17 protein-coding genes and 1 tRNA gene are annotated in these 19,809 nt (G+C 72.2%); 7 read left to right on the top strand and 11 right to left on the bottom strand.

Annotation, left to right across the window (positions count from 1 at the left end; all coding sequences use genetic code 11):
• The first annotated feature begins 95 nt into the window (after positions 1–95).
• Complete coding sequence (locus OG522_RS23365; protein ID WP_329464947.1) at positions 96–587, top strand: SsgA family sporulation/cell division regulator; 492 nt, start codon at positions 96–98, stop codon at positions 585–587.
• A gap of 10 nt (positions 588–597) precedes the next feature.
• Here the strand turns inward: OG522_RS23365 and OG522_RS23360 are convergent, their stop codons facing one another.
• Positions 598–1,965, bottom strand: coding sequence for an FAD-binding oxidoreductase (locus tag OG522_RS23360; RefSeq protein WP_329464946.1), 1,368 nt, complete (start codon positions 1,963–1,965; stop codon positions 598–600).
• Positions 1,966–2,062: 97 nt separating this feature from the next.
• Between OG522_RS23360 and OG522_RS23355 the strand changes: the two genes are divergently transcribed.
• On the top strand, positions 2,063–3,697 hold the full coding sequence (locus OG522_RS23355) for a tetratricopeptide repeat protein (protein ID WP_329464945.1): 1,635 nt from the start codon (positions 2,063–2,065) through the stop codon (positions 3,695–3,697).
• A 96-nt stretch (positions 3,698–3,793) separates the two neighbouring features.
• Here the strand turns inward: OG522_RS23355 and hppD are convergent, their stop codons facing one another.
• Complete coding sequence (hppD, locus tag OG522_RS23350; protein WP_329464944.1) at positions 3,794–4,936, bottom strand: 4-hydroxyphenylpyruvate dioxygenase; 1,143 nt, start codon at positions 4,934–4,936, stop codon at positions 3,794–3,796.
• A 121-nt stretch (positions 4,937–5,057) separates the two neighbouring features.
• Here hppD and OG522_RS23345 point away from each other — a divergent pair, with 121 nt between their 5' ends.
• From OG522_RS23345 to OG522_RS23330, 4 genes are all read left to right on the top strand, one after another.
• Positions 5,058–5,543 (top strand): Lrp/AsnC family transcriptional regulator, encoded by a 486-nt coding sequence (locus OG522_RS23345; RefSeq protein ID WP_329464943.1) that lies wholly within the window; start codon positions 5,058–5,060, stop codon positions 5,541–5,543.
• A 151-nt stretch (positions 5,544–5,694) separates the two neighbouring features.
• A complete protein-coding gene (locus OG522_RS23340; protein ID WP_329464942.1) occupies positions 5,695–6,315 on the top strand; it encodes an ArsR/SmtB family transcription factor in 621 nt (206 codons plus the stop codon).
• Between the two features lie 13 nt (positions 6,316–6,328).
• Positions 6,329–6,505 carry a hypothetical protein gene (locus OG522_RS23335; protein WP_329464941.1) on the top strand — a complete coding sequence of 59 codons (177 nt, stop codon included), beginning with the start codon at positions 6,329–6,331 and terminating at the stop codon, positions 6,503–6,505.
• Entirely contained in the window at positions 6,502–7,812 is a 1,311-nt protein-coding gene (locus tag OG522_RS23330; protein WP_329464940.1) for an MFS transporter, read from the top strand. Before OG522_RS23335 ends, OG522_RS23330 begins: the two co-directional genes overlap by 4 nt.
• On the opposite strand, the gene OG522_RS23325 is transcribed toward OG522_RS23330, so the two are convergent.
• From OG522_RS23325 to OG522_RS23305, 5 genes are all read right to left on the bottom strand, one after another.
• Positions 7,745–8,533 (bottom strand): S16 family serine protease, encoded by a 789-nt coding sequence (locus OG522_RS23325; protein ID WP_329464939.1) that lies wholly within the window; start codon positions 8,531–8,533, stop codon positions 7,745–7,747. The genes OG522_RS23330 and OG522_RS23325 overlap by 68 nt on opposite strands.
• 56 nt (positions 8,534–8,589) lie before the next feature.
• Positions 8,590–9,231, bottom strand: coding sequence for an IclR family transcriptional regulator (locus OG522_RS23320; RefSeq protein ID WP_329464938.1), 642 nt, complete (start codon positions 9,229–9,231; stop codon positions 8,590–8,592).
• A gap of 483 nt (positions 9,232–9,714) precedes the next feature.
• Positions 9,715–11,541 (bottom strand): DEAD/DEAH box helicase, encoded by a 1,827-nt coding sequence (locus tag OG522_RS23315; protein WP_329464937.1) that lies wholly within the window; start codon positions 11,539–11,541, stop codon positions 9,715–9,717.
• A 136-nt stretch (positions 11,542–11,677) separates the two neighbouring features.
• A complete protein-coding gene (locus tag OG522_RS23310; protein ID WP_329464936.1) occupies positions 11,678–12,046 on the bottom strand; it encodes a type II toxin-antitoxin system death-on-curing family toxin in 369 nt (122 codons plus the stop codon).
• Positions 12,046–12,243 carry a plasmid mobilization protein gene (locus OG522_RS23305; RefSeq protein ID WP_329464935.1) on the bottom strand — a complete coding sequence of 66 codons (198 nt, stop codon included), beginning with the start codon at positions 12,241–12,243 and terminating at the stop codon, positions 12,046–12,048. Before OG522_RS23305 ends, OG522_RS23310 begins: the two co-directional genes overlap by 1 nt.
• 286 nt (positions 12,244–12,529) lie before the next feature.
• Here OG522_RS23305 and OG522_RS23300 point away from each other — a divergent pair.
• Positions 12,530–12,601: transfer RNA gene (locus OG522_RS23300), tRNA-Cys, on the top strand.
• Between the two features lie 67 nt (positions 12,602–12,668).
• On the opposite strand, the gene OG522_RS23295 is transcribed toward OG522_RS23300, so the two are convergent.
• From OG522_RS23295 to OG522_RS23280, 4 genes are all read right to left on the bottom strand, one after another.
• Positions 12,669–14,984 carry a xanthine dehydrogenase family protein molybdopterin-binding subunit gene (locus tag OG522_RS23295; protein ID WP_329464934.1) on the bottom strand — a complete coding sequence of 772 codons (2,316 nt, stop codon included), beginning with the start codon at positions 14,982–14,984 and terminating at the stop codon, positions 12,669–12,671.
• The gene (locus OG522_RS23290; RefSeq protein ID WP_329464933.1) at positions 14,981–16,603 is read right to left on the bottom strand and encodes a (2Fe-2S)-binding protein; all 1,623 of its coding nucleotides are present in this window, start codon (positions 16,601–16,603) and stop codon (positions 14,981–14,983) included. The genes OG522_RS23295 and OG522_RS23290 overlap by 4 nt, the downstream gene beginning before the upstream one ends.
• Entirely contained in the window at positions 16,600–17,499 is a 900-nt protein-coding gene (locus OG522_RS23285; protein WP_329464932.1) for an FAD binding domain-containing protein, read from the bottom strand. The genes OG522_RS23290 and OG522_RS23285 overlap by 4 nt, the downstream gene beginning before the upstream one ends.
• Positions 17,500–17,822: 323 nt before the next feature.
• On the bottom strand, positions 17,823–19,484 hold the full coding sequence (locus OG522_RS23280; RefSeq protein WP_329464931.1) for a beta-N-acetylhexosaminidase: 1,662 nt from the start codon (positions 19,482–19,484) through the stop codon (positions 17,823–17,825).
• Between the last annotated feature and the right edge of the window lie 325 nt (positions 19,485–19,809).

The raw sequence follows: 19,809 nt of genomic DNA, 5'->3' as shown, positions 1-19,809 counted from the left end.
TCGCGTCATGACCGCGGGGGACCGCGCTCTCACCCTGTACGGCCCGCTCCCGGGCCCTCGTACGAACGCCGTACGGCAAGGAAAGAGAGGCCCTCATGCACACCGTGGTGGAACGCGAACTGGAGCTCAAACTGGTGCTGTCGCCCGAGCGCAGCATCCCCGTACCCGCCCGGCTCACCTACCGCACGGACGACCCCTACGCCGTGCACGTCACCTTCCACATCGGCTCCGAGACCCCCGTCAACTGGACCTTCTCCCGGGAGCTCCTGGTCGAGGGGGTGTTCCGGCCGTGCGGCCACGGAGATGTTCGGATCTGGCCGACCAAGGTCGAGGGCCGCAGCGTGATCCTGATGGCGCTCAGCTCGCCGGACGGCGACGCGCTGCTCGAAGCACCGTCCGCGCAGGTGTCGGCGTGGCTGGAGCGGACGCTGCGGGTGGTGCCGCCGGGCTCCGAGACCGAGCAGCTCGGCATCGACGACGGTCTCGCCGAGTTGCTCGCGCCCACCGTCGGCCGCGGCCGCGCCGACGACCTGTGGCTGCGCGACCCCTGGCCCGGCGACGAGTCCCGGCCGGAGGAGGGCGCGTGAGACGGCGGGCTCAGAAGAGCTTGCCCGGATTCAGCAGACCCAGCGGGTCGAAGGCGTGCTTGACCGCGCGCTGCATCTCGACTCCCACCGGCCCGAGTTCGCGGGCCAGCCACTCCTTCTTCAGTACGCCGACGCCGTGTTCGCCGGTGATGGTGCCGCCGAGCTCCAGACCCAGCGCCATGATCTCGTCGAACGACTCGCGGGCGCGCCGCGACTCGTCCTGGTCGGCGGTGTCGAAGCAGACCACGGGGTGCGTGTTGCCGTCACCGGCGTGCGCGCAGACCCCGATGGTCAGGTCGTACTTGGCGGCGATCGACGCCGTTCCTTCGAGCATCGCCGCGAGCTTCGACCGCGGAACGCACACGTCGTCGATCATCGTGGCCGATTTGATCGTTTCGAGGGCAGTGAGGGACAACCGCCGCGCCTGGAGCAGGAGTTCAGATTCCGCGGCGTCCTCGGCCGGGACCACCTCGGTGGCGCCGGCGGCGGTGCACAGCTCGCCCACGGCCGCGAGGTCGGCGGCCGCGTCGGGGGTGTCGAAGGCGGCGAGCAGCAGCGCCTCCGTACTGTCGGGCAGCCCCATGTTCGCCATGCGGTTGACGGCCTGGACGGTGGTGCGGTCCATGAGTTCGAGCAGCGACGGGGTGTGGCCGCGCTCCATGATCCGTACGACGGCGGCGCAGGCGTTGGACGCCGAGGCGAACTCGGCGGCCAGCGCGAGCTGCCGCGGCGGCGCGGGCCTGAGTGCGAGCACCGCCTTGACGACGATCCCGAGGCTGCCCTCGGAGCCGACGAACAGCCGGGTCAGGTCGTATCCGGCGACGCCCTTGGCGGTGCGCCGGCCGGTGCTCATGAGCCGCCCGTCGGCGAGCACGACCTCAAGGCCGAGGACGTACTCCGCGGTCACCCCGTACTTCACGCAGCACAGACCGCCGGACGCGGTGCCGACGTTCCCGCCGATGGTGCACATCTCCCAACTGGAGGGGTCCGGCGGGTAGTAGAGCCCCAGTTCGGCGACTTGGCGCGACAGTACGGCGTTGACGACGCCGGGTTCCACGACGGCGACCCGGTCGACGGGGCTGATCTCCAGGACGCGGTCCATCTTGACGAGCGAGAGGACGATGCAGCCCTCGCTCGCGTTGGCCGCGCCGGACAGGCCGGTGCGGGCGCCCTGCGGGACGACGGGCACGCGCAGCGCCGTCGCCGTGCGCATGACGTGCTGGACCTGTTCGACCGTGCGGGGCAGCACGACCACCGCCGGCCGGCCGGCCGCGCAGAAGCTCGCCATGTCGTGAGCGTAGGAGCCGGTGATGTCGGGGTCGGTGATGACGGCGTCCGCCGGGAGTTCCTCACGCAGCCGTTCGAGAAGATCGTCCATTCCCTCAGCCTGGCATCCGGGGCCATCGGTGTGAACCCTTTCCCGCCTCGGGCGGGCGGGCCCGGTGCGCTCTTCATATTGACGCACAGTGAGCGCCATGGAGATCGCTAAGACCGAACAGGACACGGACGCGGCGCGCCGGGCGGCCTGGCTGTCGGCCTCCGCCGCGGCCCAGCGGACCGCGCGGCAGCCGGGCCCGGTGCCGGTCCTGAAGCGCGCCGTCCTGGTGGCACTGGCCGCGGCCGTGCTGGTCGGCGGCGTGCTGCTGATCATGCCCGACGGCACGGGGCCGAAGGCGCCGCCGCCCGCCCCGGGCCCGGTGGCGCGGGCCCTGACGGCGGTGACCGCGGGGGCGCCCGCCTCGGTCGGCGATCTGACGGCGCTGATCTCGGACCGGGCCGCCTGGGTGCGCACCCACCCGGGGGACGACGCGTCCTGGGCGGTGCTCGGCTCGGCGTATCTGGAGCGGGGTACGCGGGCCGCCGACCCGTCGTACTACCCGCGCGCCGAGTGGGCGCTGCGGCGCTCCCTTGAGGTGCGGCCGAAGGGCGGCAAGGACAGCATGGACGCGGAGATCGGGCTCGCGGCGCTCGCCAACGCCCGGCACGACTACGCGGCGGCGCGCACGCTGGCCGAGGGGGTGCGCGCCCGCGCGGCGGGCCGCTGGACGCTGTACCCCGCGCTGATCGAGGCGTACAGCGGACTCGGTGACGCGAAGGGCGCGGCCAAGGCGGTGGAGCAACTGCTCGATCTGCGCGGCGGCGCGGCCTCGTTGACGCGGGCGGCCGAGGTGTACCGGGAGCGCGGCTGGCGCGAGGACGCGTCGGCGCTGCTCGAAGAGGCGGTCGGGCACGCCGTATCGGCTCCGCAGAAGGCGGCCGCTCTGGTGGCGCTGGGCGATCTGGCATGGGAGCGGGGCGAACCGCAGGGGGCGCTTGCGCAGTACGAGGCGGCGCTGCGTACCGATCCCGCCGCCCACGCGGCGCTGGCGGGCCGGGCCAGGGCCGAGGCGACGCTCGGCCGCAAGACGGACGCCCAGCGCGACTACCTGGCGGCGATCAGTCACCTCCCGCGGCCCGAATACGTCCTGGAACTGGGCGAGTTGTACGAGTCGCAGGGCCTGGACGGCGACGCCCGGACCTGGTTCGACAAGCTGCGCGAGCTGACCGCGCGGGACGGCGTCAACGGGGTGGACGACGCTTTGGTGCTCGGCCGGTTCGAGGCCGACCACGGATCGGCGCCGACCGCGGTGGAGCGGCTCGAAGCGGAGTGGAGGGCGCATCCGAGCCCGGCCGCGGAGGACGCTCTGGCGTGGGCGATGTACCGGGCCGGCGACCTGGAGGACGGGCTGGCGCACGCGAAGAAGGCCACCGAATCCGGGGAGCGCAACGCCCTGTTCTCCTACCACCAGGGGATGATCGAGCGGGCGCTCGGACAGTCGGCTCCGGCCCGGCGCCGCCTTCAGGACGCGCTGCTCACCAACCCGTACTTCTCCGTGGTGCTCGCGCCGCAGGCGAAGGAGGCGCTCGCGGCGCTCGGCGAGCCGCCGGAGGGCGGTCCGAAGGACATGTACGGCCATGTGGCGGCCGCCGCCCAGGCGGGCTCCGAAAGCTCCGACTCCGGCGGCAACTCCGGCTACTCCTCGTCGAGTTCGTCGAACTCGAACACGGGCCGCCGTCCCGGCAGGCCCCGCAAGACCAGGCCTTCCAAGCCCTCGCACCGGCGCGGCTGAGGACCGGCCACGTGCTGCGGCCCCACGGGTCAGGTCCGTGGGGCCGCAGACTAATGACGGTAACTCAATTACCGTGCTGGTGTGACCAGTTGCAGGTCAGAGGTTGCCGCGCTTCTCCTGCTCGCGCTCGATCGCCTCGAAGAGCGCCTTGAAGTTGCCCTTGCCGAAGCCCATCGAACCGTGCCGCTCGATCATCTCGAAGAAGACAGTCGGGCGGTCCTGGACCGGCTTGGTGAAGATCTGGAGCAGATAGCCGTCCTCGTCGCGGTCGACCAGGATCTTCAGCTCACGCAGCGTCTCGACCGGCACCCGGGTCTCGCCGGCCCACTCACCGAGGGTGTCGTAGTACGAGTCGGGGGTGTCCAGGAACTGCACGCCGGCGGCCCGCATGGCCTTCACCGAGGCGACGATGTCGTTGGTGGCCAGCGCGATGTGCTGGACGCCGGGGCCGCCGTAGAACTCCAGGTACTCGTCGATCTGCGACTTCTTCTTGGCGATGGCCGGCTCGTTGAGCGGGAACTTCACCTTGAGGGTGCCGTCGGCGACGACCTTCGACATGAGCGCGGAGTACTCGGTGGCGATGTCGTCGCCCACGAACTCCTTCATGTTGGTGAAGCCCATGACGTTGTTGTAGAACGCCACCCACTCGTTCATCTTGCCGAGCTCGACGTTGCCGACGCAGTGGTCGATCGCCTGGAAGAAGCGCTTGGGGGTCTCCACCATCGGCTCGGCGGCGACGAAGCCGGGCAGGTAGGGGCCGGTGTAGCCGGAGCGCTCGACCAGCGTGTGCCGGGTCTTGCCGTAGGTGGCGATGGCGGCGAGGACGACCGTGCCGTGCTCGTCGCTGACGTCGTGCGGCTCCTCCAGGCCGGTGGCGCCGTGCTCGGTGGCGTACTTGTACGCGGCCCGCGCGTCCGGCACCTCGATCGCGAGGTCCACCACGCCGTCGCCGTGCTCGGCGACGTGCTCGGCGAGGAAGCGGCCCCGGTCGGTGGCGGTCTTGATGACGGAGGTGAACACGAAGCGGGCGGCGCCGCTGGTCAGGACGTAGCTGGCGGTCTCGCGGCTGCCGTTCTCGGGTCCCGAGTAGGCGACCAGCTTCATGCCGAAGGCCGTGGAGTAGTAGTGCGCGGCCTGCTTGGCGTTGCCGACGGCGAAGACGACCGCGTCCATGCCCTTGACCGGGAAGGGGTCGGCCTGTCGCGCGGATTCCGGGGTGTGATGGAGGGTCTCAGTCATGGCGGCAGAGTCCCTCTGTCCGGCAAGCTGCGCAATAGTTCGCGATTTCACTGGTCAACCTGTGCAGTTAATGGCCAGGATGAGAGGGCGTTCTGTACATCATGACCATCCGGAGGCTGCGATGTCGATCGATCATTTGGACGGCCGTCTGATCGTGCTGCTCGCGCGCGAGCCGCGGATCGGGGTCCTTGAGGCGTCCCGGCGGCTCGGGGTGGCGCGCGGCACGGTCCAGGCGCGTCTGGACCGTCTCCAGTCGAACGGGGTCATTCGCGGCTTCGGGCCCGATGTCGATCCGGCCGCCCTCGGCTACCCGGTGACCGCCTTCGCCACCCTGGAGATCAAACAGGGCCAGGGGGTCGACGTACGCGCCCATTTGGCCTCCGTGCCCGAGGTCCTTGAACTGCACACGACCACCGGGCACGGCGACATGCTGTGCCGTCTGGTGGCCCGCTCCAACGCGGATCTCCAGCGCGTGATCGACCGGGTCGTCGGTTTCGAGGGCATCGTCCGGGCCTCCACGGCGATCGTCATGGAGAACCCGGTCCCGCTGCGGATCATCCCGCTGGTGGAGCAGGCGGCCAAGGACCCGGCCCCCGGCAGCGCCTGACCCGGGCCGGGCAGGTGAGCCGCATCGGGGAGGGCCGGGCCGGTGCCGGGTGCGGCGGTGCTGCAAAGAACACGATGCAAAGGAACCCATGCAAAGAAGTTGATGCAAAGAAAGCGTTGCAACACTCTCTTTGCACGGCTACGGTGAAGCCATGCCCGAGAACAAGCAGCCCGGCGGCAAGCCCCCCGAGAACGCGTCCGGGGAGCGTGTCCTGGACGCCCGCTCCCTGCGGGGCCTCGCCCATCCCCTGCGCATCCGGCTCCTGAAGTCGCTGCGCCACGACGGCCCGGCCACCGCCTCCCAACTGGCCGAGCGGCTCAACGAGTCGAGCGGCGCCACCAGCTACCACCTGCGCCAGCTCGCCGCGCACGGCTTCGTCGAGGACGACGCGGAGCGCGGCAAGGGCCGCGAACGCTGGTGGAAGGCCGCGCACAACGGCACCTCGTTCGCCGAGGACCTGCACACCAGCACGGACCCGGAGGTGCGGGGCGCGGCCGACCTGTTCATGCACGAGATCGCCAACATCCACACCCAGGAACTGGCGACCTGGCTCGGCACCAAGCACGACTGGCCGGAACCGTGGGCCACCAGCGGCGACCTGAGCGACTTCACGCTGAACCTCACGGCGGCCCAACTGCACGAACTCAGCGAGAAGTTGCACGCCGTCATCGAGACGTACCGCACCATCACCCCGGAACCGGCCGAGGGCGCCGACACCGCCCAGGTCCGCGTCCATCTGCACTCCTTCCCGCGCTCTTCCCAAACCCGCTGAAGGGACCATCGCCGTGCACCCCGATACCCACCTCCTGCTGCACCGCCTGCGCACCGCCGAACTCGAAGCGGCCGCCCGCCCCGTGCTCCCCCGCGAACACCGCCTGCGTACCCGACTCGGTTGGATACTGGTCGAGTTGGGGCTGCGTCTGACTCAGCAGCCACCGCGCCGAGCAGCCCGCTTCGCATGAGCGGCCCGGGGGGACACCGCGACCGAAGGCCTTTCGCCGCCGTACTGACCGCCAACGCCGTTTCCGCGACGGGGAGTTCACTGACCCTCATCGGCGTCCCGTGGTTCGTGCTCCAGACCACGGGCAGCGCGGGCAGGGCGGGCGTGGTCGCCTTCTGCGCGACGCTGCCGATCGTCGTCTCGGCGCTGATCGGCGGCCCGGTCATCGACCGCGTCGGCCGCCGCCGCATCTCCGTCGGATCCGATGTCGTATGCGGATTGGCGGTCGCCGCGATCCCGCTCCTGCACCGCGCCGGACTCCTGGAGTTCTGGATGCTGTGCGCCCTGATGGCGCTCGGCGGACTCGCCCACACCCCCGGCGTCACCGCCCGCTACGTCCTCCTGCCGGACCTCGCCCGCCAGTGCGGTACGACTCTTTCGCGCGCGGCCAGCGTGTACGACGCCGTCTCGCGCGGCGCCCGGATGACCGGCGCGGCCCTGGCCGGGGTCCTCATCGCGCTGATGGGCGCCGAGTCCGTACTCCTCGTGGACGGCGCCACCTTCGCCATCTCCGCGCTGCTCGTCGCGTGGGGCCTGCGCGGGGTGCGCGCGGCCCGGCCCCACCACGACGCGCCGCCCGTCTCACTGCGTACGTACAAGACCGAACTGCGCGCGGGATACGCCTACTTGGCGCGCACCCGGCTGCTGCTCGCGGTGGTCGCCATGGTGATGCTGATGAACGGCACCGACCAGGGCTGGGGCGCCGTGCTGCTCCCGGTCCACGCCGAACGAGACCTGGGCGGTGCCTCCCAACTCGGCCTGCTTTCAGCACTGTTCGGGGCCGGCGGGCTGTGCGGCGCGCTCCTGTACGGCCTGGTCGGCCACCGCTTCTCGCGCCGTACGGTCTTCTCGGTCTGCGTCCTGCTGTGCGGGGCGCCCCGCTACGCGGTCGCCGCGCTGACCGGAACCACCCTGCCGCTGGCGGTCACGATGGTGGTGGCCGGACTCGCGGGCGGCGCGCTCAACCCGATCCTGACGACGGTGATCTACGAGAAGGTGCCCGACGAACTGCGCAGCCGGGTCGCCGGGGTGCTCACGGCGGGCTGCGAACTGGCGATGCCGCTCGGCTCGCTCGCGGCGGGCTTCCTCGTGGAGGGCGCGGGGCTGCGCGGCGCACTGCTCGCGGTCGGCGGGGTGTACCTGCTGGCGACGCTGAGCCCGCTCGTCCTGCCGGCCTGGCAGGACATGGACGCCAACGACGTCAGCAGGACGGGACCGGGGCGCTCTTGTGCAGCGCCTGGAGTGCGGACACCGCGCCCTTCAGCGTAGTCACCGGGATCAGCCGCAAGCCCTTGGGCAGTTCGGAGCGCGCGTCCGAGCACTCCTCCTTCGGTACGAGGAAGACGGTCGCGCCGTCCCGGGCGGCGGCCTGGGTCTTCAGGGCCACGCCGCCGACCGCGCCCACCTTGCCCCCGCCGGTGATCGTCCCGGTACCGGCGATGTTGCGGCCGCCGGTCAGGTCGCCGCCCGAGCCGTCGCCGTTCAGCTTGTCGATGATGCCGAGGGTGAAGAGCAGACCGGCGCTCGGCCCGCCGACGTCCGCGAGGTTCAGGTCGACCTTCACCTTGTCGGGGCTGAGGCCGAGGTAGCCGAGGGCCGCGACGGCGGCGGCGTCCTGCGACTGCTTCATCTCCGCCTGGTTGTGCTCGGAGATCTGCTTCTCGCTGCCGCCGCCCGGATAGACCGAGTCGCGCGGCATGACGGCCCGGTCGGTGCGCAGCCAGCCGTCGACGACCTGGGAGATGCCGACGTCGGCCTTGGGGCCGGTCGCCTCGATGGTGGTCATCCGCAGCTGCCCGCTGGTGGGGCGGGTGGGCGCGCCGGAGATCGTGATCACCGGCTTGCCGCCGTCGTCGCCCAGCACGTTCGCGGTCGGCCCCGGCTGGGCCACCGCGAACGGCAGCGGCGCGAAGCAGGCCACGGCGAGCAGCGCCACGACCGGCGCGGCGCCTACGGCAAGGTTACGGAGGCGGGAGTGACGAGTGAGCACGGCTCCAATCTATCCGTACGCCCCCTCCGGCCCCGGGGCGCCCGGCGGATCGCACGTCAGCGCAGGGCGTCGGCGACTTCCTTGGCGGCGTCCACCACCCGGGGCCCCACCCGCTCGGGCACCGCGTCGGCGAGCATCACCACGCCGACGCTGCCCTCTATCCCGGTGACCCCGACCAGCGGGGCCGCGGCGCCGCTCGCCCCGGCCTCCAGCTCGCCGTGGGTCAGGGTGAAGCCGGGTTCGGACCCGCCGCTCTGGCGGGCCGCGAGGATCGCCCGGCCCGCCGCGCCCCGGTCCAGCGGGTGGCGGAACCCGGCCCGGTAGGCCACGTGGTAGTCGGTCCAGGTCGGCTCGACCACGGCCACGGCGAGCGCGTCCGGGCCGTCGACCAGGGTGAGGTGCGCCGTGGCGCCTATGTCCTCGGCGAGCGACCGCAGCGCGGGCAGCGCGGCCTCGCGCACCAGCGGGTGCACCTGGCGGCCCAGGCGCAGCACGCCGAGCCCCACCCGGGCGCGGCCGCCCAGGTCACGTCGTACGAGGGCGTGCTGCTCCAGGGTGGCGAGCAGACGGTAGACGACCGTCCGGTTGACGCCGAGTTTGTTCGACAACTCGGTGACCGTCAGACCGTGGTCGGTGTCGGCGAGCAGCTTGAGGACACGTAGTCCCCGATCGAGGGTCTGGGAGGTCTCCGCGGTCACGACGCCCACTCCTTAAGTGGTGAGTCGCTGGCGGCTTTCTCACGGCGTCGTCGCCACCGGTCCCGTTGGCGACGCGCGGAGAGGCCGCCGGCAGGCCATGGCACCGGCTGCGCTCCGAGGCGACGCTGCCACGGGGCGTTTGCATGGCGGGGACAGTAGCGAGCGGACACCGCTCAGCGGAAGACCTCGTCCAGAATCCGGGCGTGAGCGGAATTCCCCGTCCCGCGCAATGAGCAAAAGTGGGCCCGGCAGCGAGGCGAATAGGCGCCTCAAACATCGAATTTGGTCCCTGTTCGATCACCTTCGGGACCAAAGTCCGAGTCACCCGGGACCTTGGGCGGTCGGCACGGATTTACCGGGACATTACTGTGGCGGTCGTCCGGGGGCCGTCCGTGGGGGCCGGTCCTCGTACGCGTCCCGTTCCTCCGGGAACGCAAACGGGGCCCGGAAAACGCACACCGGGCCCCGTTTCCGTACGCGGTGCTACTTCATGCGGGTGGCCCACTCCTGGACCTTCTTGATGCGCTCGCGCAGCTGGCCGGCCGTGGCCTCCGCGCTCGGCGGCCCGCCGCAGACCCGGCGCAGCTCGGTGTGGATGACGCCGTGCGGCTTGCCGCTCTGGTGGACGTACGCGCCGACCATCGTGTTCAGCGACTTGCGGAGTTCGAGCAGTTCCTTGTGCGAGACGACCGGCCGCCGCTCGGCCGGCATCTCCAGGAGGTCGGCCTGCTCGGCCGGCTTCTGGCGGCTGTGCGCGATCTGCCTGGCCTGGCGCTTCTGCAGCAGCATCTGTACCTGGTCGGGTTCAAGGAGGCCCGGAATGCCGAGGTAGTCCTGCTCCTCCTCGCTTCCCGGGTGGGCCTGCATGCCGAATTCGGCACCGTTGTACATGACCCGGTCGAAGACGGCATCGGATTCGAGAGCCTCGAAGGGAAGCATGTCCTGCTCCCCGGTGTCCTCGTCCTGCTGCTTGTTCGCGTCGTCCATTTCCTGCTCGGACTCGGCGTACGGGTCTTCCTCCCCGTCCTTCTTCGGTTTGTCGAGCACGTGGTCGCGCTCGACCTCCATCTCGTTGGCGAAGCCGAGGAGCATGGGAATGGTGGGGAGGAAAACGGACGCGGTCTCGCCGCGCCGCCTGGAACGTACGAAACGGCCGACGGCCTGGGCGAAGAAGAGCGGGGTCGAAATGGTGGTGGCGTACACGCCGACGGCGAGCCGGGGCACGTCGACGCCCTCGGACACCATGCGGACGGCGACCATCCAGCGGTCGTCGCCCTCGCTGAACTCATCGATCCGCTTGGACGCTCCGGTGTCGTCGGAGAGCACCACGGTCGCCCTGCTGCCGGTGATCTCGCGGATCAGCTTGGCGTAGGCGCGGGCGGAGTCCTGGTCGGAGGCGATGACGAGGGCGCCGGCGTCCGGGATGGCCTTCCTGACTTCGGTGAGCCGCTGGTCGGCGGCCCGGAGCACGTTGGGCATCCAGTCGCCGCGCGGATCGAGCGCGGTGCGCCAGGCCTGCGAGATGGCGTCCTTCGTCATGGGCTCGCCGAGCCGGGCGGCGATCTCGTCACCGGCCTTGGTGCGCCAGCGCATGTTGCCGCTGTAGCTCATGAATATGACGGGCCGCACCACGCCGTCGGCGAGCGCGTTGCCGTAGCCGTAGGTGTAGTCGGCGGAGGACCGCCGGATGCCGTCGTTGCCCTCCTCGTACGTGACGAAGGGGATCGGGTTGGTGTCGGAGCGGAAGGGGGTGCCGGTGAGCGCGAGCCGCCGGGTGGCCGGGTCGAAGGCCTCCAGACAGGCTTCACCCCAGGACTTCGAGTCACCGGCGTGGTGGATCTCATCGAGGATCACCAGGGTCTTGCGCTGCTCGCAGCGGTTGCGGTGCAGCATCGGGCGCACGCCGACACCGGCGTAGGTGACGGCTACGCCGTGGTACTCCCTGCTGAGCGGGCCGGCGCTGTAGTCCGGGTCGAGCTTGATGCCGACGCGGGCCGCCGCGTCCGCCCACTGCTTCTTGAGGTGCTCGGTCGGCGCGACGACGGTGATCTGCTGCACCACGTGGTGGTGCAGCAGCCAGGACGCGAGCGTCAGCGCGAAGGTCGTCTTGCCGGCGCCGGGCGTCGCGACGGCGAGGAAGTCGCGCGGCTGCTCCTGGACGTACCTCTCCAGGGCGCCCTGCTGCCAGGCGCGCAGCTTGTTGGCGGTGCCCCAGGGGGCCCGGCCGGGGAAGGCGGGTGAGAGGTGGTGGGAGGCGGTAGTAGTCACGGTCTCCGGTTCGGGTCTCTCGGTGTACGGGGTCACGGGCATCCGGGCGGACCCGGCGGGGCTGCCTTACGTACGACAACCGGGCCACCCTACCGGCGCGCGCCGGCCGACCCCGGCGGAACGCCCCCGGGCGGGCCCGGGTTGAGACCCGCTTCACAGCGCGAGCAGGCCGGGCGGTTCAGCGTGCGAAGCGCGGCAGCTGCTCGGCGGTCTTGGGGACGTCGAGCATGCCCTGGCAGACGTCAAGGACGAACCGCTCCGCTTCGTCCACGTCGAAGTCCGCGTCGAGCCGATGGCCGTTCAGGTGCAGGAACACCCAGGTCGCGTACCAGGCGATGCGCTTGTTCCCGTCCACGAGGCCGTGATTGCGCGCCAGCGACTCCATGAGGGACGCCGCCTTCTGCCAGACGTCCGGATAGGCGTCCTGACCGAACACGCTGGACTGTGGGCGCGCCAGGGCCGAGTCGAGGAGCCCGTAGTCGCGCACTTCGTCGGCCTCAAGCCGCTGCGCGAGACCGAGCAGCTCGGGCAGCGTGAGGTAGTGCATCAGGCGAGCCTCCGGTTCAGCTCGGCGCTGGCCTTCAGCACGTGGTCGGCCGCCTCGTTGAACAGCCGGGAGCGTTCGTTGATGGCCCGCATGACCGCTTCGTGCACGAAGGCCTGCATGCTGCTTCCCTCGGCCTCCGCGCGCTCGCGCAGGGCAGTGAGCTCTTCTTCGGTGAACCTGACGTTGAGACCAGCCATGGGGCGACGGTACCGCGTGGTACCGCGCGGTGTCATACGGGTTCCCGCCCACGCCCATGCCGGCGACGGCGAGCGCCCCGAGCGGTCCGCGGCGGTCGGTCCGCTGGCCGGCCACGACCATGGCGAACAGGCTCGTCAAGAAGAAGCGGAGAAGGCGAGGGCGTCTCGGGCTCGGTCGACGGTCGTACGACCGTGAACGCCACATGGCAGTCGCGTTGCGGCCCGCCGGTTTCCCTTCCCTCTCCCCCGCGCCCCGGCCTACGGTCGTCGCGACGCACCAGCACATGACCGTGTGCCCGAGTGGTTCAGGGGCTCGCCTGCAAAGCGAGTTACGCGGGTTCGATTCCCGCCACGGTCTCCGCGGCCCCGCGTGGGGCACCAGCAGGGCGGACTCCTCAACGGGGTCCGCCCTGTTGGCCGTTGGGCTACGGCTGCTGGGCCACCGCCGCCTGCGGGCGGATCGGGAGGCGGTTGACCGGGCGGCCCGTCGCGGCGCGGACCGCGGAGGCGATGGCGGCCGGGGAGGTGACGACCGGGACCGCGCTCGCCGCCTTCGCGCCGAACGGGGCCACCACGTCCCGCTCCTCGACCAGCTTCACGATGCGGATGTCGGGGGTGTCCAGGGAGGTGGGCAGCGCGTAGCCGGTGAGGTCGGGGTGGCGGATCCGGCCGCGTACGGTGCGCAGGTTCTCGGTCAGGGCGGCGCCCACGCCCTGCGTGACGCCCGCCTCGATGCGGGCCGCGAGCTGACGGGGGTTCAGGACGCGGCCGACGTCCTGGGCGACGGCGAGTTCGACCACGCGCACCGAGCCGAGCTCGATGTCCACGTCGACCACCGCGCGAATCGCGCAGAACGCCAGGCCCACGAACGCGTCGCCCTGGCCCGTCTCGTCCAGCGGCTCGGTGGGGTGCGGTCGGCACTGCGCGGTGGCCCAGAGCTCCTTGCCGTCCATCGCCTCGGTGACGGTGGTCGACAGCACGCCGTCGTACGACGTGATCTTGCCGTCGGCGATCTGGAGCAGCTCGGTCGACATGCCGAACTTGTGCGCCAGGGGCTGGAGCAGCTGGGTGCGGACCATCTTGGCCGCACGCTCCACCGCGCCGCCCGACACCCAGGTGTGGCGGCCGTGCGTGGCGGGGCCCGCCGGGGGCTGGTCGGTGTCGACGGGCGCCACGTGGACCTCTTCGATGCCCAGGGTCTCCTGGACGATCTGGCGGGCCAGGGTGGTGAAGCCCTGGCCGGTCTCGACGGCCGCGCAGATGACCGTGGCAACCCCGTCGTGGACCTTGACCGTGGCCGTGGAGACCTCGTCGGTGCCCTCGGCGCCGAGCATGTGGACCATGCCGAGCGCGTAGCCCACGCCGCGGCGGACGGCACCCGGCTCGCCCGCGCCCTCGGGTCCGCCCGGCAGCAGCCAGTCGTCCTCGGGCGCGTCCTTCGGCAGCACGGGAAGCGGGAAGTCCCTTACCGCGCCCAGGAGTTCGGCGACCGGGGCCGGGCAGGTCACCGTCTGGCCGGTGGGCAGCAGGTCGCCGGTCGCGAGCACGTTGCGCAACCGCAGCTCGGCCGGGTCCATGCCCAACTTCGTCGCCAGCTTGTCCATTTGGCCTTCGTAGGCCGCGCACACCTGCATCGCGCCCTCGCCCCGGACGTGCCCGGACGGCGGGTTGTTGGTGCGCACCGCCCACCCCTCGACGAAGGCGTGCGGCACGACGTAGGGGCCGCACGCGAACGCGACGGCGGCGGCCAGCGATTCGGAGGAGGCCTCGGCGTAGGCGCCCGCGTCGAGCAGGATCTGCGCCTCGACCTTGACGAGGCGGCCCTCGGCGTCCGCGTGGTGGCGGTAGCGAAGCAGCGTGGGGTGACGGTGGGCGTGGCCGAGGAACGACTCCTCGCGGGTCGCGGTCAGCTTGACCGGGCAGCCCGTCTTCAACGCCAGTAGCCCCAGCGGGAGTTGGAAGCCGAGGTCCTCGCGGTCGCCGGTCGCGCCGGGCACGCCGGTGACGACGACCTTCACCCGGTCCGGCTCCAGGCCGAAGCAGGCGGCGGCCAGATCGCGGTCGGTGTGCGGGTCGGTGGACGCGGTGTACAGCTCGACGCCGCCGTCGGGCCGGGGCACCGCGAGGCCCGCTTCGGCGCCGATCGGCGCCGGGTCCTGGCGGCCGATCCGGTACAGGCCCTCCACCACGACGTCACCGGTGATCTCCGGGTCGCCGAACTGGAGCGGGATGTGGCGGACCAGGTTGCCGTCGGGGTGCAGCGGCTCAGCCGCAAACGCCTTCTCCGGGTCGGTGACCGGTTCGAGCACCTCGTACTCGACCGCGATCGCGGCGGCCGCGAGGCGAGCGGTGTCGGGGTGGTCGGCGGCCACGGCGGCGATGGGCTCGCCGTGGTGGCGTACGAACTCGGCCGCGAAGACGGGCCGGTCGGCGATGCGGCGCCCGAACGCCGGGTCGCCCGGCACGTCGGCATGGGTCACCACGGCCCGTACGCCGGGCATGGCGGCGGCGGCCGAGGTGTCGATGGACACGATGCGGGCGTACGCGTGCGGGGCGCGCAGGACCGCCGCCCACAGCAGGCCCTCGGCCCACAGGTCGGCCGCGTACGGGAAGGTGCCCTCGGTCTTGGCCCGCGCGTCGGCGGGCGCGAGCGGCGCGCCGATGCCGTGCGCGGGCGGCTGCTCCGGCCCCGCCACCGGGGTGGCGCCGTCGACCGTCGCGGTGGCTGCGTCGTTGCTCACGCCATGCCTCCGTCGTGCGTGTGCGGGGACCTGGCGCTGCCGGCCCCGGGGGGTGCCTGGTGCGGAATGCGGGCCTCTTCGGCGTGGGCCGCCCCGGCCGCCTCGCGGCCCGCCACGACGTCCTTCACCGCGTCGAGCACGCCACGGTAGCCGGAGCAGCGGCACAGGTTGCCGCAGAGCGCCTGGCGGGTCTCCAGCTCGGTGGGAGCGTGGTTGCCTTCGAGCAGGTCGTGGACGGTCATGGCCATGCCGGGGATGCAGAAGCCGCACTGCACGGCGCCGCTCTCGGCCAACGCCCGCTGGACGTCGGAGGGTTCGCCGTCGGTGGCGAGTCCCTCGACGGTACGGACCTCACTGCCCGCGGCGGTCGCCGCGGGCACCAGGCAGGAGGCGACGAGCCGCCCGTCCACCTGGACGTTGCAGGCCCCGCACTCACCCTGCGAGCAGCCGTCCTTGGCTCCCGCGAGGCCGAGGCGCTCGCGCAGCACGTAGAGCAGCGACTCGCCGACCCAGGCCTCGGTGACGGGCCGGTCGGCGCCGTTGACCCGCAACACGTAGGAGGCGCGGGGGTGTTCGAGGTCGGGAGCGGGCAGGGACTGCGTGCCGGAGGCCGGCCCGGGGGCTTCGGTCGCTTCGGCCCCCTCGGCCGCGATCGAGTCCGCGGTCGCGGAGACGGGCTCCTCGGCCACCGGATCGGGCGCGGCAGCCTCGACGGCGGTCGGCGCCTGTGGTGCTTGCGGCGCCTCCGGTCCCGTCACGGGCTGCGGGCCGGGCAGGGCGGCAGGGCCGCCTTCGGGCTCGGGCTCGGGAAGGGGGAGGGCGGCGGCCGGTGCCGCGTCGGCCCGCGTCGCCGGGTCCACCGGGTCCGGTACGACCGACAGGCCCGGCACGTCCGGAGCTTTTGGCGGTGCTGCCGCCGATGCGCCCTGCCCGTCCCGTCCGCCTCGTACGTCCGTTACATCTCGTTCGTCCGGAAACTCGGCGGCGGGCGCGGGAGCCGCTTCCTGGACGGGCTCCGGCTCGGGCTCCGGCTCGGGAAGCTGGTTGGCCCAGGGCGCGGGCGCGCCGCCGGGCAGGGTGGCGGGCGGTGTCGAGCCCCACTGCTCGATCAGCGAGGAGGTGGTGAACTCGCCCGATTCCTCCGGGAGTTCGCCCTCGGCGACGGGGATCGTCCACTGGCCGGTGCCCGCGAGCGAGGGCTCGTCGGCGAAGTTCCACTGCGCCGTCGCGGTCGGGTCGTGCGCGGGCTCGGACGGGGTCGCGGGGGTGGGAGCCGACGCGGCGGGCTCCGGCCACACCACCGTCTGCGCGCCCTGCACCGGATCGGTGCCGGACGCGCCCTGCTCGGTCAGTTCGGCCGGGAGGCGCCAGATGCCGGTCGACGCCGGATCCGTCGCCGCGGCCGGGGTGAGCGGCACGATCATCGGCGGTACGTATCCGTGGCCGGGCGCCGCCAGCGGGGCGCCCATCAGGTCCATGTCCGGGGGCAGCTGCACGAAGGCGGTGGCGTCGGGCTCGTACTCGCCACCGTGCGGAACCGGCTCCCAGCCGCCGTGCCGGGGCACTTGGCCGTAGCCGTGCTCGTTCTCGCGCTCGTGGTCGTTGGTGCGGTCGGTCACGACAGTGCCCTCCCCAGCGCTCGTCGGGCCAGCGCGGCGACCGTGCGCCGCAGGTGCAGTACGGCGGGCGAGAGCGGCGGGGCCGGTGTCCCGTCCGCGCCGGGCTCCGGGTCCGGGATGCACGCGGCGGCCACGTACTCGCCGAACGCGCCCAGCGCCTCCGGCGCGAGGGCCGCGCGCTCGCCGTCCCAGTCGATCAGCGAGGCGATCCAGCCCTCGGCCTCCAGGGGCCGCAGCGGCATCGGCGCGATGGCGCCGACCGCGCAGCGCACGCCGCGCCGGGCCGGGTCGAGGACGACGGCGACCGACGCGGTGGCGCGGCCGGGGCCGGTGCGCCCGGTCGCCTTGAGGAAGACCTGCGGGGCGTGCAGCAGCGGCACCCGGACGTACCCGATCAACTCGGCCGGAGCGAGCAGGTCCCGGCCGGCCAGGAGGTGCGACACGGGAATCTCACGCCGGACTCCTTCGGGGCCCGCGATGACGAGGGTGGCTTCGAGCGCGGCGAGCACGGGCAGCGCGTCGCCGGTCGGGGCGGCGGAGGCGATGTTGCCGCCGAGGGTGCCGGCGTTGCGGATCTGCGGGGGCCCGGCGGCGCGCGCGGCCGCCGCGAGCGCCGGGATGAGCGCCGCGAAATCCGGGCGCCCCATCCGGGCGTGGGTGAGACCGGCGCCGAGGAGGGCGTGGCCGTCCTGGTACTGCCAGCCGCGGATCTCGTTGATCCGGCCGAGTCCGACCAGGCCCGCGGGGCGCAGCAGGCCCCGGTTCACGGCCGTCATCAGATCGGTTCCGCCCGCGACGGGCACGGCGGCAGGCATGGCCGCGAGAGCCGCCACGGCCTCGTCGAGCGAGGCCGGCAGCGTCACCGACTGCGTCGCCTGCGGTGCGTGCGTGGTCAACCCAGCTGCCCCTTCCCGGTGTCCCGGCCGTACCGACTGTGCCGTCTGTAGCCACCTGCTGATGGCCGTACCGTACGTGCTCACAACCCGGACGTGGCAACTCTGGCACATCTTCCGGACCGGCCGACGGGAGGGTCCACGAAGCACACTTCCGTCCCCGACCTGGGGAATGTTCCGGTTTCACAAGCCTTGTACGACTTATGCGGTACGCCGTGTTCCGCACGCCGGGGGTGGCCACGGTGCCCTCCAGACGGGCGGGGCGGCCGTGGCCGGGGGCAAGGTTCCCAGAGCGACGGCCGCCGGGCACCGCCTTGGCGCCGGGCTCACCTGTTTGGGGGCGCCCCCTCGATCGGGCGTCCGATCACTCCGGGGCGCTGCTGCCACGGCAACGGACCGGTGGGCGGCCGGTAGTCGACGCCGAGCGCGTCAAGGCGCCGGTAGTGGGCGGTCATTCGGCGTTCGAAGGCTGCGAAGTCCCGGTCGGCGGGCGCGGGCAGGGCGCTCCAGGCCACCTCGGCGAAAGCGGCGAGACGGGGGAACACCTGGTAGTCGACGCGGGCCTGGTTCTCCATCACCTCGGTCCACACATTGGCCTGGGCGCCCAGCACACGGGCCGCCGCCTCGGGGGTGAGCCGCGGCGGCACGGGCTCGAAGCGGTAGACGTCCTCCAGGGTCCGTACGTACCCGATGGGCATGGGTTCGTTCTCTCCGCCGGCCTGACGGTGGTCCAGATACACGTGCTGCTCGGGGCACATGACGACGTCGTGGCCGGCCTCGGCGGCGGCGATCCCGGCGCCGTAGCCGCGCCAGGAGGACACGGCCGCGCCGGGGGCGAGGCCGCCCTCCAGGATCTCGTCCCAGCCGATGAGGCGGCGCCCGCGGACGCTGAGCCAGGTGTCGAAGTGCCGGATGATCCAGGACTGGAGCTCGTTCTCGCCGGCGAGCCCGAGCTCACGGATGCGGCTTTGCGCGACGTCCGACTTCTGCCATTGCTCCTTGGGGCACTCGTCGCCGCCGATGTGGATGAACGGCGAGGTGTCCTCGGGGAACAGCTCAAGCACCTCCTCCAACACCCCTTCGTAGAAGCGGAGGGTGTTGTCAGTGGGGGCGAGTACGTTCGGATTGACGCCCCAGGTGTCCCAGACGCCGAGAGAGGCGGTGTCGATGACATCGGTGTTGCCGAGTTCGGGGTACGCGGCGATGGCGGCCTGCGAGTGGCCCGGGATGTCGATCTCGGGGACGACGCGGATGTGCCGCTCGGCGGCGTACGCGACGATCTCGCGGATGTCGTCCTGGGTGTAGTAACCCCCGTGCGGCTTCTCGTCCCACAGCGGCGACGCGCGGTGTCCCCACTTGGTACGGCTGCGCCACGCGCCGACCTCGGTGAGCTTGGGGTAGCGCTTGATCTCGATCCGCCAGCCCTGGTCGTCGGTGAGGTGGAAGTGGAAGACGTTGAGCTTGTGGGCGGCGATGAGGTCGAGATAGCGCAGCACGCCGTCCTTCGGCATGAAGTGCCGTGAGACGTCGAGCATGAGCCCTCGCCAGCCGAAGCGGGGGCCGTCCTCGACGGTGACCTCGGGCAGCTCCCAGGCCCGCCCGCTCTCCAGCGGGGCGCGCCGGAAGGCGTCGGGGCCGAGCAGTTGGCGGAGCGTCTGCATGCCGCGGAACACGCCGGCCGCGGTGCCGCCCTCGATGAGTACGGCGACGTCGTCGACGGAGCCGTCCGTCGAGAGCCGGTAGCCCTCCGGACCGTGCCGCCCGGCGACCTCGGGGCTGACGCGCAGCACGATGCTGTGCGGCTCGGCGTCACCGTCGGGCAGCGCGAGTCCGGTCGCCGCGCCGATCGTCCCTCGAAGCAGGCTCGCGAGGGCTTCGGTGCCGGGGGCGGTGTGGAGGGTGGTGTGGGGGGCGAGGCGGCGGTGGGCGGGGGCGGGGCCGTCGGTGCGGATGGTGGTGGGCGCGGGGATGAGGCTGTCGAGGTCCATCGGGATGTCCTTTCGTGCGGCGACGCGGGGGTGCGGCTTTGTCCTTCCCCACCCCGCCCCTTCCCGAGACCCTCCGGGGTGGAGTGACCCCCGATCGTTGCAACATACGCAACGAGCGTTTCGCATACTGCGCAACACGGAGGAGGCTATGGCGCGGGCAAAGCCCGCGGCAAGAGGTCTGGACAACCCCGCACACGCGGAACGGCCCCCGGGGTGTGCGTGACGCACACCCCGGGGGCCGTTCCGCGGTGGCCAACCACCGCCCGTCCGGACCTACCACCTGTCCGGGCCTGCCGCAGCTCCCGGACCTACCGCTGGTCCCGGA

Origin of the sequence: Streptomyces sp. NBC_01431 (assembly GCF_036231355.1) — a bacterium.
Taxonomy (GTDB): domain Bacteria; phylum Actinomycetota; class Actinomycetes; order Streptomycetales; family Streptomycetaceae; genus Streptomyces.
This window is presented reverse-complemented; position numbering and strand designations above follow the sequence as displayed.